1 protein-coding gene (only partly in view) is annotated in these 19170 nt (G+C 68.1%); it reads right to left on the minus strand.

All 19170 nt of this window come from inside a single coding sequence — locus KO481_RS03520, scabin-related ADP-ribosyltransferase (RefSeq protein WP_215915429.1), on the minus strand. Of the gene's 58677 coding nucleotides, 16443 precede the window and 23064 follow it; the stretch shown corresponds to coding positions 16444-35613 — codons 5482 (complete) to 11871 (complete); reading right to left, the first codon wholly in view occupies positions 19168-19170. Both codon boundaries (start and stop) fall beyond the window edges.

The raw sequence follows: 19170 nt of genomic DNA on the forward strand, positions 1-19170 counted from the left end.
GGACAGCGGGTTGTCGATGGGTGTGCTCGCGGACGATTCGGTGGGGAGACCGGTGGTTCGGGTTCGGTCGTGCTGGACTACCGGATCGGTGAGAGTCGGTAGTTCGTCGATGACCTGTTCGCCCTCCGCCGGGGCGGTGTGCGCCGCGGCGGAGGATGCGGTGACGGCGACGGCGGCCTCGGGGTCGTGGGACGAGGTGGTCGGGGGCTCGAGCTCGGCCAGGGATGCGGCTATGGCCGCGGCCAGCTCGGGGTCGTCGTCCTGGACCGGCGCGGCGGGCGTTTTGAGGTCGGCCAGGGACGCGGCGATGGCCGCGTCCAGGTCGGGGTCCGCCGACGGCAGGTCCGCAGTGGTGTTGTCGACGGCCGAGGCGGACGCGTGCACGACGGTGATGGCGGGGTCGGTGAGGGCCTGGTCGAAGGTGATGGGCGCCGGGCGGCTGTTGGCGTCGCGCATTTCGCCGGGCCAGGTGCCGGTAGGCGGGTACCAGATGTAGTGCGCGCCGTTCTCGTCGCCGAATACGGTGATCCGGGTGCGGTCCGGGGCGGACTGGCCGGGGGTGTATCGCTCGGCGTCGAGGCCGAGCAGGTTGGCGAATTCGTCCCAGGGCTTGGTCGCGCGGGTGCCCCCGGGGGTACCCGCGGGAGTGTGCCCGGTGGCGGGTACCGCGAGGTGGTAGTGGTTGTGGGCGATGAGGGTCGCGCCGTGGGCCCGTGCCCGGGTGTTCTCGCCGAAGGTGGCCCCGTTGGGGAGTTGCCTGCTGTAGACGCGCACGACGGCGCCCCTGCCGGCGAGTGCGGCCGCGGCGGCGCGGGGGACCAGGTGGAAGGCGTCGGTGCGCCAGACTCCCCGCTCCCTGATCTGTTCGACCTGCCGGCGGTACTCCGCGAGGTGGCGGGCCGAATCCACCGGCGATATCGGGGCACGCAGCTGCGCCGCGGTGAGTCTTCTGCCGCGGTTCTCGGCGGCGACCCTGATGTTCTGGAAGACCTCGAAATATTCTCTCCATCTGGGCCCCGACAGTTCGGCGGCGGCCAGGCCGCGCAGGCGCCGAATGCGTTGGTCGAGTTCTGTTTCCGAGCCGTAGGGCTCGCGGTAGATGATGCGTTCGAGGGCGTGGAAGAAGCAGTCGTTATCCGCCGGCATCGACTCCCAGACGTATCCCCGCGGCGCGCGGACCCCGTCCACGACGGCCCGCCGTTCGCCGCTGCTGCGCCCGATCTTGGGTGCGCCCAGCAGCGAGGAGAAGAAGGACTCGAGCTTGCTCTTGCCCTCGGTCTTCGCCGCTGCCTCAGCTTTCGCCTGGGCGTCCGCTTTCGCCTGGGCGTCCGCTTTCGCCTGGGCATCGGCTTTATCCTTGGCCGCCTGCGCTTCGGCCATGGCCGTCGGTGTGGACGGCTTCTTCGCGTCCGGCTCGGACGACTTCTTCGTCTCGGATGCGGCGGGTTTCTTCGCCGCCTCGGGTTCGGTTGTCTTGGTTACAGGTTCGGATGTCTTCTTGGCCTTGGGTTGGGTTGTCTTGCTTCCGGATCCGGCCGCGTTCTCAGTCTCGGATCCGTCTGTCTTCTTGTTTTCGGGCCCGGGCGTCTTCTTCGCTTCGGTCTCGGGGGACTTCTTGGCCTCGGGTTCGGTTGTCTTGCTTTCCGATCCGGATGCCTTCGTCTCGGATCCGGACGGCTTCGTGGGGTCGGCATCGGTCTTCGTGGGGTCGGCATCGGTGTGCGACTCGGTGGCGTCCGAGGTCTCGGTGGGCAGGGTCTCCGTCTCGTCCAGGGGCGGTGCGATGTGCGCACTCGACGGTGTCTCCGTGGCGCGGAACAGCACATCGCCGGAGACCCAGACCGTGCCCTTGGGGCCCTTGACCTCGAGCAGGGCCACGGCACGCAGCGTGTTCCCCTCGAACGGTGCGTTGGTGCGCTTCAGATCCCGCGTGACGCCGCCGAGGGCGTCGGATTCGCCGTGGCCGGCGTTCTGGCCGCCGAGCGGGAAGCTGTTCAGGCCGCCCCGGGTATTGCCGTCGTCGGTGAAGGCGGGGCCGCTGATGCCGAAGGTGGGGGCGAGATTGAGGTTGTGGCTCTCGCGGTCCTGGGAGCTGGAGTTGCCGAATACGAAGCGGTCGATGGCGATCTGCGCGCTGGTCTCCGCCGCGCGGGGTGAGTACAGGCTCATCGTGACGGTGACGCCGTTGACGGTGGTACCCCGGCGATGGCGCTGCGGGGTGGGCACCTCGTCGCTGTGCGGCGTGATGTTGAGGAACGGAGCCGTATTCTCGGGCCGCAGCGGCGTGGGCACGTTGCTCGAGGCCAGCGAGACCAGCCGGGTGGACATGTGCTCGACCGAGCGACTGTTGTCGTTGGTGTGCAGGGAGGGATCGACGGCCAGCAGCGCCCGGCCGAACTCCTCCAGGGCGTCGAAGTCGTACATCACGATCGGCCGCTCGGGCACCCAGTTCGGGACCGACATCAGGTGCCGCACATCGGCAGGGACGTCGATCTCGATGGCGCGGTGGTCCGGGGATGCGGGCGGCAGCGGAATCGTGGGGTCGTAGCTGTAGATACCGGGCTCGGTGCGGGGGACGACGATCTTGGCGGGGGTGTCCGCGGTGCGGTACTTCGGGGCGAGCTGGGTGTCCGTGCCGTGCAGACGGAGCCGGGAGACGCCGTTCACCGAGGCGGGCTTGGAGAAGCGGGGCCTGCTGTGGAACCGGGTGGGGTCCACCCCCTCGACGACTCCCATCCAGTGCCCGGAGGCGATGTGGAGCCCGGAGTTGCTGAGCAGGTCGCCGATCTTCTCGACCAGGTACCGCGACGCGGCCTCGGTCATGGGCCGCCAGTCGACCGTGACCGTCCACTCGGTGGGGACGTCGAACTGGTCCTGGGGCGCGTTGGTGCGCTCCCAGGCGCTCAGGGCGCGGCTGTCGGTCATCGTGGAGTCGAGGCTGCGCACCTTCCCGACGGCCATGCCGAACGCGGGGCGAATCTTGTTGTGCTGGCCGCCCAGCGTCAGGCTCGTCCGGTCGGTGCTGGCGTGGGTGCTGCCGACACTGGTGGCGCCGGGTTCGAGGAGGGAGTTGCCGTCGGCGTGATCGTGGCGGTGGACGTTGTCCAGGGCGGCGGTCGAGGGCACCGTCCGGCCGCGAAGCTGATCGAGCTTCGCCTTGGGATGCGGGCGCGCGGTGAACGTGACGCCGACGACGCGCGGCCCCAGGAGATCGTGGGTGTCGACGAAGTGGAACGAGTGATTGCCCTCGGATCCGGCGTTGGCGAGGGTACGCAGCCCGAAGGTGGTGGCGAACTTGTTGATCAGGGGCAGGACCTGAGGGTGCTCGTTGTTCGAGCCCGCCGTGGTGGCACCGGGCGACACCTCCTCCACCAGGTTGCGCGCGGTGTCCTCGAAGGCGCTGCGGCCGTCGTTGAGGATGACGGAGGTGACGTGACCGAAGTTGAGCAGGCCCTTCGCGTTGGTGTCGCCCTCCTTCCGCTTGCCGGTGAACGCGTCGGACAGCGCGCGATCGTTGCGGCGCTTCGGCGCGATCTTGGGCTTCTCGCCGCGGTCGCGGGCGGCCTGTTGCACCAGGGCCTTCAGCGGCGGGTTGTCGTGCAGGTCGTTGTCGACCACGAAGTATTCGAGCCGTTTGGGGGCGTCGACCACGCGGGTGAGGGTGGTGTGCGGCTTGCCGTGGAAGAAACCGGTGACCGCGTTGCGATATCCGGCCGTGGCGGTGACGACCAGGTGCGGGGTCGCGCGGATCCGGTGCACGCCGTTGCCGCCGTAGTCGGAGGTCACGCGCAGGGTGTCGGTCAGATCGGTCGCGGTGACGTGCTTGGTGTGTGAGGTATTGCGCTGCTGGCTCAGCCCGGCGGTAAAGCTGCTGTCGGCCTTCTCGCCGAACCGGCCGGTCCAGCCGCCGCTGCCCTGGTGGCCGTACTGATCGAGCTTGGAGCGCGCCGAGGTGTTGATGGCCTCGAGCCAGTGCTCGGTATCGATGGCCGACGGTTTCAGCACCTCGACGTCGTCGTAGTAGCCCTCGATCTTGAACTGATAGGTCGTGCCCGCCACCGCGCCGGGGATCTCGACCTCGAACTTGTGGGAGTCGAGGTAGATCAGCGGTGCGAGGGACGTCGCATGATGCGTCGACAGCTCGGTATTGAGGATCGAGCGCGCGATCGACTCCGGATTCTCCGCCGAATCACCGAATGCGTTGCGCGCGAACCACTCACCGGCGCCGGAGGCTGCCTGGCCCGCCCCGTTCGCCCAGCTCTTCAGGGCGTCGGTCATGTCCGACCAGCTCAGTCCCGGCTCGTCGTCGGACCCGGTGTGCTCGGTGTCCCCGGCGTGTTCCGGTTCCATCGCCGGCTCTGTCCGCGCCCCTTCCGGATCGGTGACGACGATGCTGGGGACGTTCGGCGTTGCGGTGTGCTCGATCGGATCCCGTTGCGGTGTAGTCGCATCCGTCTGCTGCGCGCCGAAGTGCTGCGCCCCGTCCGGATCGGTGATGACGATTCTGGGGATGTCCGGCGGTGCGGTGCGTTCGGTTCGATCCTGCTGGGGCACAGTCGGATCCGTCTGCTGCGCGCCGAAGTGCTGTGCTCCGTCCGGATCGGTGATGACGATGCGGGGTACCTGCGGCCCGAGCGTCGAGAGCTCGTATTCGTTCTCGCCATGCGGAATGACCGCCGAATCGGTTGCGGGCGTATCGGTTCGGTGGTCCTCGCCGGAGGTGAGGGAGTTCGATACGTGCGGGCCGAGACGGGCGCCCCGTTCGATATCGCGGATGAGACCGACCGAGACATCCTGAAGTAGCTCGGCGACGGGGTGGCTCGCCACGACGGCGGTGGCTGGGAACAGGGTTCCCTTGCCCTTCTTGAGCTGTTTCTGCGTCGGCAGGTCCAGGGCCCGGGCATCCCGCGCGGGGGGCCGGGTCTTATCGGTCGGATTCTCGCGGACCGTCGGTTCGGGCAGGCGCGTGTTGTCCGGTTCCTCGGTGGTGCGATAGGTGGGAACGGCCAGATGGGCGGTGCCCTCGGCGCGGATCGGGTCGGGGTTGTCGCCGTGGCTGTAGGAGATCTCCGCGACGACGTGGGTGGGCACGGTGAAGATGTGCAGCCCCTTGGGGCTGAAGGTGTAGTTCTCCTCGCCGAAGCCGAGGCCGGACGCCATGCTCTCGCTGCTGCTGTACGTGAAGTCGTACGACCCGATGAGACTCGCGATCCATTCGCTGTGCTCGCTGCTGGCCGGGTCGGTCAGCGTGACGCTGGTGCCGATATCGATGGCGAACGGCGTATTCGAGTGCTCCTCCGAGCCGGTGAGAACGAGACCGGTGTAGTTCATCGTCTGGATGTCGGGGAGTATCCAGTCGTGCGAGATGCCCTCGTGCGGATTCTCCGGCGAGTGATACCGGCGCTTCTGCTCGAGGGTGACGGTGATGCGCTCGGGCTCGGTCCCGGTCGCGGTCGACTTGAGGAATACCATCCGAGCGCCGCCGTGGGTCATCTCGATGAAGCTCGAGAGCTTCCCCAGACGGCCACTCATCTGCTCGAAGTTGCTGACGTTGTCCAGCCGCTGAGTCTTGGTGGCATTCGGCTCGAACCAGTCCCACAGGCTCGACGTGTCCTTGCCCGACGGCAGGAATCCGCGATCGGTCAGGACGGTCTTGATGTCGTCGAACATCTTCTTGGGGATTTTGATCTGGAGCGGCGTGGTGGTCAGCCCGATATCGGTCAGATGAAGGATGTCCGGATGCAGGAATCGCAGTTCCTGCACGCTCGGCGCGTGGCCGAGCGATTTCTTCGACGGCACCATCATGTTGATCGGATAGTCGTTCCCGCCGTACAGGGGCGTCTTCGAGTCCGGCTCGACGGCCTCACCGTTGGGCCGGACGAAGGTGACCTCGACGGTCGCCTGCGGCGTCGTGTGCAGCAGATCCGCCACCAGGCGCAGCGCGCGCGAAGTGTAGGCCCGGTCGCCGTGGCTCAGGGTGAGGCTGTTCTGCTGCGCCGCGCCGATCTTCAGGGGGGTGATCTGGCCGCCGATGGGCGAGTAGCCGGTGTCGGGATCGGCCCCGCTCCTGCCCAGGCCGGCGGAAACCGACACCGAGGCGCCTAGACCGTTGGCTACCCCGGAACTGGCCTGCGTGCGCAGCGCCCGCACCACGTTGTACTCGAGCCGGGAGGCGTTGCCGCCCGTGGTGGAGGGGCCGGTGAGTTCGGTGCCGCCGTGGATGTCCGGGATCTTCACCAGGAACATCCCGAGCGGTTTACCGGACTGCGTGTACATGACCGGGGAGGTCGCCGCGCCGCCGTCCATCAGCGGGACGTTGCGCTGGAAGGTGGAGACGAAGAACTCCCGCAGCTGTGCCGCGGAGGTCTCGGACAGGTCGTTCAAATGATCGGTGAACCCCTGCAGCACGTGATTGAGGAGCTGGTCGGGATACTTCAGGCCCTGCGGTCCGTAGAAGCGCAGCTCCTGCATGGTGATCTGGGGGTTCGGGTTGTTCGGATCGCGATGCCACTGTCCGGGAATGGTGGCGTCGTCGTTCGGATCGACCCGCGGCATTTCGCGGCTGTCGGCCATATATTTCGGGAACCAGGCCACCACGTCGTCCGGGGCGGGCTCGGAGATGGGTTTCCAGTCCCCCGCTTCCGGCGCCTTGGGCGACAGCACGCCCGCCAATCCGTCGTTGTTGAGGCGTACTTCGAACCGCGGCTCGAGATCGAAGGGTATGGCGTTGGGATCCGTGCTGCGCATCTTGATGATCGACTGCACCGTCGAGAACACCGACATGGCGCTGGACCGCTGATTGTGCGTGGCGTTGAACTGCGGCGAAATACCCCAGTTGAGCAGCTTGGTCTTGAACAGATCCGTCACATGGGAGAACAGCAGCGATCCGGATCGCTGATTGCGGCTGCCGCTGGTATCGGCGGCCTCGACGAATCCGTACAACCACTGCTGGGTGCTGATCCCCGGACCGTCGTTCACCCGGGCGACGTGCCCCGTCTTCGGATCTCGGGCGTACAGGGACATCCGCAGGTACACCGGATACGGCCTGCCCTTGTATTTCACGCCCAGCGGCATGCCCGATTCGCTCAGCAGCAGATTCTCCTCGGCCTTGGTCAGGCGGGAGGTCAGCTTGTTGTCGACGGCCTTCCGGAATGCCGCGCTCCGGCCGTGGGCGCCCTGCACCGCGTCGATGATGTGGCGGCGCAGGTACTTCATGTTCTCTTCCGAGAACTGCTCGACGTGGATCAGGGGCTTGCCGCCCTCTCTCCGGTTGCCGAAGCGCTCGACGACATGGCCCAGAGAGGTTGCGGCAGAAGGTGATACGGGGGAGTCGAGCGGGATGTCGACGAACACGTCCGAGCCCGCCTCGGAGGTGTGGTGGCTCGCGCTGTCGGAGGACAGCTCGAACTGCGAGGGGTCGGGCAGCAGTGCGTTGATATCGAGCGGAGAAAGGGGGGTGACCGGGATTTCGTTGCCCTCGGCGTCTTCGAACGGGACCTCGAACTCCGCGGGATCGGGCAGCCGGAAATCGGCGGGCACGACCTCGGGGCTGTTCGAATGCGCGGACTCCTCGTCGGAGATCGTCTCCCAGTCCGAATCGTCGTCGGCGGGAACGGTTTCGCTCACCCGCGTCGGATCGACGAGCGCGCCGATGGTGGTGCCGGGCGGGAATTCGGGGATGTTTTCCCCGCGGAGGCGGACGGGACGGCTTATCCGGCCGTCGGGGTTGTAGAGGACCGCGTGGACGCTGGCCGCGGTGCGCTGTCCGGGGAGGATGTGGGTGGGGTCGGCGGCGTCCTCGACGAATATGGTGCCGTTGCGGTTGACCATTTGGTAAGCATGTGCGCCAACGCCGTTCGCGTTGGGGGTCTCGTGCACGGCGACGACGAGTGCACGCGCGCCGGCGCCGAGCAGTTCAAGCTGCCTGGCGATGCGGTGGACGTCGGGGTAGCCGCGGAGTCTGCCGCCGGCGGCCCGCTCGAGTTCGCGTTGTGAGCGGCCGGCCAGGGGCGAGGGGTCCTGTGGTACCCGGATCGGGGCATCGGGCAGGGCGTGGGCGATGCCGGTGAGCGCGTCGACGACGCAGTCGGTTCCGACGTCGGAGTAGCGCCGGCCCAGGACGGGCGACGGGTTCTCGACGGCCGAATGCGAGGTGGTGCCGTCGCCGTGGGTTGCGGGGGTCGCGGTGGCGCTGCTGCGCCGGGTCACCAACCGCCGCAGGATGTCTCGACGCCGGGTGCGCTCGGTCGGCGGCGTCGGTGCCTGCTCGGTGGTGTGCGGTGTCGTGTCGTCCCGGTTGCGCAGGCGGGAGACGACGTTGCGCAGGCGCCGAAGCGATCCGCGCACGCCGCTGGAGGATCCCCGCCCACCGCGGGTATCGGTGCTGCCGTCGGATATCGGTGCGACGCTGCGGCGTCCGGTGGTGGCGGACGTTGTGGTGTCGGTGGGCCGGGAATGTGATGCCTGCGCGGCCTGGTCGATCCGGTGGGTGCCGAGGTCACCGGTGCCGTCGGAGATCGCCGGCTCGGTGCGCCGGAGCTCGTCGCGGGGGCCGGTGGACGGGGTGGAATCCGTTGTCCGCGAGGGCCTGTTGACCAGCGGGAAGGATCGCTGGGTCGCCTGATATTGCGAGGTCAGCTCGTCCGAGAAGACTACATTCCGGGTCGTCCGGTGCGACGGTGTCGCGCGGCTGCCGCCGCTCGATAGCGGCGGCTGCTCGCCCTGGCTGTCGACCGATCCCTCGCTGTCGTCACGGCGGAGTTCGGCCATCGCATCCAGCATGCTGAAAGGTCGGTTCGCGGTATCGGTTTCGGTGAGCTGCGGGGTGTGGGCCAGGTCCGTCAGGTCGATCTCGTCGTCCGTGAGCGATTGCGGCCGGACCGGGCGGGGCTGTTCCTGGCCGTCCGAGCTGTACACCGATTCGCTGTAGTCCGACCGGTTGTTGTCGACGGCCGGTTCGTAGTAGCGCAGGGGGGCGAAACGGCCTGTGCTCGTGGAGGTCCCGATGGTCGGCAGTTCCTGACCGTCGTTGCTGTAGATCGATTCGGTGTAGGCCGATTCGTCGTCGCGGTAGGTCGGATTGTCGCCGGGGAAGTTCCTGGGAGCGGTGTACGAGCTCTCGGAGAACTGGTCGTCCTCGCCGTGGAAGGACTCGTTGTCGCCGTAGAAGGATTCGTCGTCGCCGGGGAACCGGTCGTCGTGGTACTCCGGTTCGTCGTCGCGGCGGAGGCTGGTGGGGAAGGGCGTCCCGGGTCGCGGGGGAAGGCGGAGGGTCCCGAGGTCGCCGTTGTCCGACAGTTCGTCGTCGGTCGACTCGTAGCTGCGGAAGGGCGCGGACCGAATGGTGTTCGTGGAGGAGATCCCGCCGCCCGGGTGGAACTGAGGGTCGCCCAGGTCGATCTCGTCGGAGAGTGCGTTGCGGGTCGATTCGTCTGTGATGGTCGGAGAACTGTTGTGGACGGCGTCGGGCCGGGCGACCGGATCGGTCTCGGAGTCGGCGGTGTTGTGGACGACGGGATCGGTTGTGGCGGTTGTGTCTTCGGTCGACGCCTGCGGCCGTTGCTGCGGTGTAGTGGTGTCGGTCGTTCCGGTGCTGTTCTCGGTCAGCGCGCGGACGCTGTTGCGTAGCGCGCGGAACCGTTCGACCAGATCGGTTGCCGGAGTGGTACTTTCGGTGGTCTGCCGCGGCGAGGTGGCGGGGACCGTGGCCTCGCGCAGGTTGTGGACGCTGTCGCGCAGGGCGCGAAGCCGCGCGGCGAACTCGGCGATCTCGTCGTCCGAATCGGTTTCGGGCGTGTCGGTTTCGCTGGGCGGCTGGAGTTGCTGCTGCGGCGTTTCGGTGGTCGTCGAGTCGTGCGGGGTATCGAGCGCGGTCGAGGCGGAATGCTCGTTGGACTCGGCCAGGGATGCGGCGATCGCGGCGGCCAGGGCGTCGTCGGTCGCGGCGGAATGTGCCTTGAACTCGGCCAGCGATGCGGCGATCGCGGCGGCCAGCTCCGAGTCGGTCGCATACAGGTCCGGGGCGCCCGCTTCCACGGTCTCGGGGGACGCGTGCACGACGGTGACGGCGGGGTCGGCGAGGGCCCGTTCGAAGGTGACGTGCACCGGTTGACTGTCGGCGTCGCGCATTTCGCCGGACCAGGTGTTGGTGGGCGGGTACCAGATGTAGTGGGCGCCCTGTTCGTCGCCGAATACCGTGAACTGGGAGGGGAGGGGCTGTTCCGGGCCGCGTGGGTCGTATCGCTCGGCATCGCCGCCGAGCAGGGGGAGGAATTCGTGCCAGGGCTTGGTGGGTCGTGAACCCTGGGGAGTGCCGACGGCACCGGAAGGCACGTGTTCCCCGGTGGGTACGGCGAGATAGTAGTGGTCGTAGGCGACGAGGACAGAACCGTCGGACGGCGCCTGGGTGTCCTCGCCGAAGGTCAGTCCACGCGGGATCTGGTCGTTGTGGACGCGTACGACGGTGCCCCGGCCGGCGAGCGCGGCCGCGGCGGCGCGGGGGACCAGGTGGAAGGCGTCGGTGCGCCAGACTCCCCGCCGCCTGATCTGTTCGACCTGCCGGTTGTACTCCGCGAGGTGGCGGGCCGAATCCGCCGGTGAAATCGGGGCCCGCAGTTGCGCCCGGGTGAGTCTTCTGCCGCGGTTCTCGGCGGCAACCCTGATGTTCTGGAAGGCCTCGAAGTATTCGTTCCGTCTCGGCCCCGACAGTTCGTCGGCGGTCGCATTACGCAGGTCGTGGATCCGCTGGTCGAGTTCGTCCGCCGAGCCGTACGAGTCGGGGTGGACGATGCGTTCGAGGGCGTGGAAGAAGCAGTCGCCGTCGGGTGGCATCGACTCCCATACGTGGCCGTCGGGCGCGCGGACCCCGTCCACCACGGACCACTGCGGGCCCCTCGTGCGCTCGACCTTCGGCGAGACGGCGCCCATCAGGCTGGAGAGCCAGGATTGGCTCTTGGCCTTGCCCTTTGCCGCGGTTTTCGCCTGGGCGTCGGCCTTGTCCTTGGCGGCCTTGGCTTTCGCCTCGGCCTCGGCCTTGGCTGCGGCTTCCGCATCGGTGGCGGGCTTACTGGTGCTCGACGGCTTCTCGGCGTCGGTGGCCGGGGTCTTCTTGGTGTCCTCCGGCTGGGTCTTCTTGGTTTCGGCGGGTTGGGTCTTCTTCGTCTCGGCCGGCTGGGACTCCGTGATCTCGGCCGGTTGGGTCTTCTTGGTGTCGCCCGGCTGCTCGGCCTTCTTGGTTTCGGTGGGTTCGGACTTCTTCGTCTCGGCAGGTTTGGGCGTGGTTTCGGCAGGTTTGGGTGTGGTCTCCGCGGGCTTCTTCGCGGGCTCGGCCAGCAGGGGCTCTTCGAGCCGGCGTTCCTTGACGGCCTTCGGCTCGTGGGTGGGCACCGCCGGGAAGTCGCTCTCGGTGATCGCCGCGGGGTCGTGTGTCGGTACCTCGGGGAAGTCGCTCTCGGTGATCGCCCCGGGGTCGTGTGTCGGTACCTCGGGGAAGTCGCTCTCGGTGATCGCCCCGGGGTCGTGCGTCGGTACCTCGGGGAAGTCCTCGTCGGTCAGCGGCCTGGTCCGCAGCGGCGGCGTCTCCTGGTACTGGCCGACGATGTCGCTGGTGAGCCAGACCGTGCCCTTGGGGCCGCGGACCTCGATGAGCGCCACGGACCGCAGGCGGTGCCCGTCGGCCGGTGCGTTCTGGCGCTTGAGCAGGCGCCGGACGCTGCCGGTCGCGGCGGCCTGGCCCTTGCTGGCGTTCTCGCCGCCGAGGGGGAAGCCCGAGATGCCGCCGCGGTGGTTGCCGTCCTCGGAGACGGGGCCGGTGTGGCCGAAGGTCGGGGCGACCGTGGTGGATTTGCTCTCCTGGGATTGGAAGCTGTCGTTCGAGAATTCGAAACGGTCGGCGACGATCGAATCGACGTCCCGCTCGGAGCGCGGTGAGTACAGGCTCACCCGGACCGTGGTGCCGGTGACGGTGGTGCCGCGGGTGTGCGGTTGCGGCCGCGGCATCTCGTCGGTGCTCGCCGGCGTGACATTGAGGAACGGGGCGGCGGTTTCGGGCCGCATGGGGGTGTGAGTGTTGTTGGCGATCAGCGTGGTCAGGCGGGAGTTCAGGCCCTCGGCCGAGGTGGTGTAGCTGTTGGGCTTCAAAGAGGGGTCGACGGCCAGGAGCGCCTGGCCGAGTTCCTTCGCGCCGTCGAAGTCGTAGGTCACGAACGGAAGGTCGGGCACCCAGTTGTCGACCGACAGCAGCTCCTGCACGTCGTCGGGCACCGCCTCGGCGCCGGCGCGGTTCGCCTCCGGATCGGTGGTGTCGGAATGCCCGGCCGCGGTCGGGTCGGCGATGCCGTCCAGGGTCCGGCGCAGCTCGGGCGGGACGGCGGGGTCGAATCCGTAGAGTCGGGGCGTGGTGTGCGGGACGGCCTTCGAGGCCGGGTTCTCCGCGGTGACGTCCTCCGGGGCGGGTTCGGTATCGGCCTTGTGCAGACGCAGGTGCGTCAGGGCGTTCACGGGTGTGGACTTGGCATGGATGTCCGTCACGGGATGCTGCGGGTCCGCGAGCTGTTCGGGGTCGACGTCGGTGAACGTCCCGTCCCACTGCCCGGCGTGGATGAGCTGCCCGACGCCGAGGGCGCCCTGCCCGAGCTGGATGAGGCCGTCGCCGACCATGTTGGCCAGGTATTTCGATGCGGTCTCGGTCATGGGGCGCCAGTCCACCGTGACGACGTACTCGGTCGGGACGTCGAATTGGTACTCCTCGTCGCCGCTGCGCTCCCAGGCGCTCAGGGCGCGGCTGGAGTTCTGGGTATCGCTGTGGCTGCCCCCGCGCGCGATGCCGACGCCGAGCGTGGGGCGCTGCTTGGTGAACGAGCCGCCGAGCGGGGTGGCGGTCAGCTGCTGGCTGCTGGTGTTGGAGGTGCCGACGCTGGTGGCGCCGGGCTCGATCAGCGCGTTGCCGTCGGCGCGGTCGTGACGGTGGACGTTGTCCAGCGCCGCGCTCCTGGGCACCAGTCTGCCGCGCAGCGCGTCGAGGTCGACTCCGGTCTTGGGGCGTTGGGTGAACGTGACACCGACCACGCGCGGGCCGAACATGTCGGAGCGGTCGACGAAGTGGAACGAGTGGCTGCCCTCGGCCCCGGCGTTGGCGAGGGTCCGCACGCCGAAGCTGGTGGTGTGCTGGTTGATGAGCGGCCCGACGCCGGGGTGGTAGTTGGCCGAGCCCACTTCGGTTGCGCCGGGCGATATTTCGTTGACGAGATCCTTGGCCGCGTTCTCGAAGGCGCTGCGGTTGTCGAAGATGACCTCCGTGGCGCCGCCGAAGGGAATCTTGGCCTTCGGCCGGTCGGTGCCCTTGATCTTCTCGGTGTAGGTGGAGCCCAGCTTGCGAGTCGGTGCCTGTTTCGGGGCGACCGGGGGTTCCTCGCCGCGGTCCTCGGCGGCCTGTTCGACGATGGCCAGCAGGGCCGGGTTGTTGTGCAGGTCGTTGTCGACCAGGAAGAAGTCGAGACTCTGGGGAATGTCGATGACGCGCGTGCGCGTGGTGTGCGGGCCGCGGCGCAGCAGGCCGTTGATGAAGTTGCGGGTGCCGGCCTCGATGGTCATGACGATGTGCGCGTCGCCGGTGAACTCGTGGACGCCGTTGCCGCCGTAGTCGGAGGTGACTCGCAGGCTGTCGATCCCGTCGGTGCCGGTGGAGTGCGTCGAGGTGGCGTCGCTGCGCTGCCAGCCGCCGGACGGCCGGTAGCTCGGGTCGGACTTGTCGCCGTAGGTGCCCTGCACGGTGACCGCGCCCTGGTTGCCGCGGTTGCGGGACGTGGTCCGGGAAGAGGCGTTGACGGTCTCGAGCCAGTGCTCGGTATCGACCCCCACGGGCTTCTTGACCCGGACGTTGTCGAAGTAGCCCTTGATCTTGACCTTGTAGTCCGTGCCGGCCACGCCGCCCGGGATCGGCACCTCGAACTCGTAGGAGTCGCGGAAGATCAGCGGCGCATAGGAACTCGCGTGGTTGGGGGACAGCGAGCTGTGGATGATCGAGTGGGCCGTCGACGCCGGATTCGTGGCCGCGTCGCCGAATGCGTTGCGCCAGACCCACTTACCGGCGTTGACGGCCTTGTTTGCGGCCCACGAGCCCCAGCCCTGCTTGGCGCCCTCGGTGGTGTCGCCCGGCGTCGTCTCGGGCGAATCCGTGGTCTCGGTGGTCGCGGGCGGGTTTCGAAGGGCGTTGAACCGTGCGACGAGGTCGTTGGGATCGATTGCCGGGGTTGCGGTCTCGGTGGTGGCGGGGTCGATCTGGATGACGACGTCGTTGGGATTGGTTGTCGGGGTTGTGGTGGCGTCCTGTGGCCGGGACGTCGAGCTCGACGCCGGGTTCCAGCGCGGCAGGTCGTACTCCTCGTCCCCGGTCCGGCGCGGCCGGAAGGACCGGAACAGCGAACCCATGTTCGGGAACCGGCTCGACCGGCGGGAGGTGTCGATGGCCGGTGTTTCGGTCTCGGCCGGGAAGCTACCCGGCAGCTTCGGGTCGGGTTCTTCGGCGCCGCTCCGGTCGATCTCGCCGATCATGTCGAACGCGTTGTCCTGCAGGATCTTTGCGATGGGGTTGCCCGAGATGACCGCGGAGTGGGGCAGGAGCCCGACGCCCTCGGGGAGCGTCTTCTCGGTCCGGTAGGCCGCGGTGGGCAGGTCGAGGAGCTGGGCGTCCCTGTCGGGAATCCGGCTCTTGTCGGTGGGGTGCTCGCGCGTGGTGGGTGCGGGCCGGGGGTCGCTGTGGACCGGCTCCTTGGTGGTGAGATACGTCGGGACGGCCAGGTGCATGCTGCCCTTGACGTCGTCGATCGTGTCCGGGTTAGGGCCGTGGCTGTAGCTGAACTCGACGCGGTAGCGGGTCGGCAGTCCGAAGAGCTGGACGCCGGATTCGGAGGTCTTGTTCTTGGGGCTGAAGGTGTAGTTTTCCTCGCCGAAGTTGGTATCGAACTGCTGGGTCGTCGTCTCGTTGCCCGTGCGGTCGAAGGATCCGCCGAGGCTCGAGACGATCTCGCTGCGCTTCGCGTTGAACGGATTGGTGAGCGAGGCGCTGGCGCCGACATCCCACGCGAACGGCGCCTTCGCCGATTGCTCCCCGCCGGACATGACGACGCCGGTGTAGTTCATCGTCTGAATGTCGGGCGCCGACCAATCGTGCGTCACGCCCTGATGCGGCGCCGCCTCGTCCTCGTAATCGCGCTCGGCGATGATCTTGACGGTCAGGCGTTCGGTATCGGTCAGATTGGACTTCTCGAACACCATGCGGGTGCCGCCCTGGATCATTTCGTCCGCCTCCGCGAGCAGACCCAGCCGACCGCTCAGCTGCTCGAACTTGCGGACGTTCTCCAGCCGCTGATTCTTGCTGGAATTCGATTCGAACCAGTCCTTCCAGGTCGGTTCGCGATTGGGCGGGAGGAATCCGTGATCGGACAGGACCTTCTTGATATCGGTGAACACCTCGTCGGGCATCTTGACCTCGAGCGGGGTGACCATCAGGCCGAATTGATGCAGATGCAGCAGGTCCTGCTGCAGGTACCTGGCCTCCTCGGGCGCCTTGCCGATGCTCTGCTTCGACGGCACCAGCATGTTGACCGGGTAGCTCTTCCCGCCGTCCAGGGGCGTGCCCGCGAGCGGCTGGACCTCGGTGCCGTCGGGCCGGACGAAGGTGACCTCGAGGGCCATGCTCGGGGTCGTGTGCAGCAGATCCGCGACCAGGCGCAGCGCGCGCGAGGTGTAGGCCCGGCCGCCGTAGGTCAGCGAATGACTGTTCTGATAGCTGGCCCCGACCTTCAGCGGGGTGATCGTCGCGCCGATGGGCGAATAGCCGGTCGCCTTGTCGGACTTGCCCTTACCGAAGCCGAGGGACAGTGCCAGGGAGGCGCCGAGGGAATGGCTGACCGTGGAATTTCCCTGCGTACGCAACGCCCGCAGCACGTTATATTCCAGGCGCGAGCCGTCCTTCATGGTCGGGGCGGTGAGTGTCTCTCCGCCCTCGAACCTCCGGAGCTTCACCTTGAAGAACCCGAGCGGTTTACCGGACGACGTCTTCAGCGTCGGGGATTGCATCGAACCGCCGTGCGCGCCCGGGGTATTGGCCAGGAAATTGCGGCCGAAGAATTCCAGCAGCGCTCCGGTCGACCCCTCGGTGATGCCCCGGATCTCGTTGGGGAATCCCGCCGCGATATCGGCAAGGAGATGGTCGTGATGCGGAAAGTCCTGCGGACCGTAGAAGGGGAACTGCGTCAGGGTGATGTCTTTTTGCTTCGGGTCGCTGTGCGCCGCCACAGGGACGGTGGCGTCTGCCGGGGGCTGCGCGGGCTCGAACGGTACGGGGACGGTTTCGGGCTTGCTCTCGTCGACCGTCGGCATCTCGGTGCTGTCGGCCAGGTGCCGGGGGAAGAAGACCACCAGATCGTCCGGCATGGCGGGCAGGGGTTTCCAGTCGGGGTTGTTCGGCGCGTCGGGTGACAGCACACCGTTCTGACCGTCGGTGTTGAGGCGTATCTCGAACCGCGGCTCGAAGTCGAAGGGTTTGGCGTGGGCGTCGGTGCTGCGCTTCTTGATGATCGACTGCACCGTCGCGAACGTGGACATGGCGGTGGACAGCTGGTTGTGGGTGGCGCTGAGCTGCGGTGTCAGGCCCCAATCGAGCAGCCCCTTGTCGAACAGATCGAACAGATCGGAGAACGGGATCGAGCCGGACCGCAGGTCGCGGCTGGCCATGCTGTCGCCGGACTCGGCGAATCCATACGTCCACCGCTGGGTGCTGACCGCCGGGCCCTTGTGCTCCAGCGACTTCTCCGGGGTGCGGGCATGCATTGTCAGGCGCAGGAACGCCGGATACGGGCTGCCCTGGTACTTCACGCCCAGGGGCATACCCGATTCGCTCAGCAGGCGGTCCCATTCGGCGACGCCCAGGCGGGAGGTCAGCTTCTGCTCGACCGCAGCGCGGAAGTCGTTGTCCCGGAAGTCGTTCTCGTTGACCCTGGTGCGCCGGCCGCCGCGGGTTTCCACCTCGTCGATGACGTGCTTGCGCAGCTCCCGCACCGTGCTTTCGGAGAGCGGCATGATATGGGCCAGGTCCTGGTGGCCGTCCCGCTGGGTGCCGAAAGTGCGGACGACATGGCCCGGGACGCCCGGGGCCGGCGTGGACGAGGTCGAATGATCGCTCGGCAGCGGGATGCTCGGGTCGCCCTCGTCGCCGGGCTGCTTGGCTTCGGGCTTTTGTTCGGCGGGCTTCTGCTCAGTGGGCTTTTGTTCGGCCGGTTTCTGCTCGGCAGATTTCTGTTGGGCAGGTTTCTGTTGGGCGGGTAGCGGTTTGGAGGGGTCGTGGGTGGGGACCTCCGGGAAGACGATGTCGCGGACGGGCGCGGACTCCAGCGGCGTGGCAGTCTCGATGGGCGCCGCCGCGGGGTCGTAGAGGCGAACCTCGTCGTCGCCGGTGTCGAAGCGAACCCGTCTCTTCTCGCGGACCTTGTCGCCCAGCTCGGGAGCCTTGACCTGCGCGGTCTTGTCCTGTGGAATCTTCTCCTTCGGAACCTCTTCCCCCGGAACCTTTTCGGTTGACTTCGGGGCGGCCGAGGGGTCGTTGGTCGGTACCGTCGGGAGGCTGTTCAGGAGTGCTTCGACGGCCGCGGGGTCGTCGTGGTGCGACTCGTCGACGATGGAGATCGTGGGCTCCGCCGTGAGCTCGGTGAGGTCCGGCTGCTTGGTGGCGCCGACGAGGGTGCCGGCCGGGAATTCGGGGATGTTCTCGTCGCGGAGACGGACGGGGCGGCCGATCTTGCCGGTGGGGGCGTACAGGACGGCGTGGACGCTGGCGGAGGGGCGCTGCCCCGGGAGCGTGTGGCCGGGGTCGGCGGTGTCGTGTACGAGGATTGTGCCGTTCTGGTTGACCATCCGGTAGGCGTGTGCGCCGACGCCGTTCGCGTTGGGGGTCTCGTGCACGGCGACGACGAGGGCCTGCGCACCGTCGCCGAGGAGGTCGAGCTGCCGGGCGATCCGGTGGACGTCGGGGTAGCCGCGCAGCTTGCCGCCCGCGGCCTTCTCGAGCTCGGGCCGGGTGCGGCCCGCGAGGACCGCGGGCAGCCGCGGCAGGCGGATCGGGGCCTTGGGGAGGTCCCGGGCGATGTCGGTGAGCGCGTCCACGACGCAGTCGAGCGGAGTCTTGGCGGCTCGTACCGGGTTCGTGACGGTCGTGTGCTGGGCGGTGCCCCCGTCGCGCACGGTGTCCGATTCCGGGCGTGCGGTGGAAGTCTTTGTGCTGCTGAGCAATCGCCGAAGGGGTCGCTGGAAGATATCGCGGGTGCGCCGGCGCGGCGCGGCGGCGGTCGGTGTCGCGTCGCTCGATTCGCCGGACGCGGTGCGGTTCCGCAGCCGGGAGGCGAGCCGCCGCAGGCGTTGTGCCGGTGTGCGTTTGCCCTGGGCGGGTTCGTGGGTGCCGCCGTGCACGCCGACGCTGCCGTCGGATGCCGCGACCGCGGTGTCCTCACGCTCGGTTTCGTGAGGTGCGGTGACATCGGATGAGTGGGGAGCCGCCACCGCGGAAGCGGTGCTGTCGTGGGGAATTTCCGCATCCTCGGAATAGACCGATGTGACGGATTCCGCGCGCGGCGGCCGGATGGTGGATCCGGCCGTGATACGGGGATCCGTGCCGGCGCGGGGGAAGCCGGTGGGAAGCAGCGGGAAGGACCGCTGTCCCTTCCGGACGCCGGAGGGCTCCTCGTCCCACCACCGGATGCTCCGGGGCTGCCCGGGCGAATTCGGTTGCCGGGTCGGCGCATACGGGTTCGAGGTGGTGGCCGGGCTCTCGGATTCGGTGCTGTAGACCGATGCGGAATCGGTGCTGTAGACCGATTCGTCGTCGACGTGGAGTGCGGCGCGGATGGTGCTCAGCCGGAGTGGCTGCACGTGCGTGGGGTTCGGTTGGGCCGACAGCGTGTCGTGGGGCTGTTGTTGCGGCGCTTCGGAACTCGTCGCGGGTGTGGTGGCAGTCGCTGAGGGTGTGCGGGTCGTCGGCTCGGCGGAGTGCTGCGGCGGGGCAGTCAGGGGCCCGTGGTCGCCGCCGGGATCCGATTCGTCGTCGGACAGCGGCGGCAGCTCATCGTCGGTGAACACGATGTCGCTGGACTCGGCTGCGGGGATGCGAATGCCCGTGAT

The sequence above is a fragment of the Nocardia albiluteola genome, from assembly GCF_018860155.1.
GTDB lineage: Bacteria > Actinomycetota > Actinomycetes > Mycobacteriales > Mycobacteriaceae > Nocardia > Nocardia albiluteola.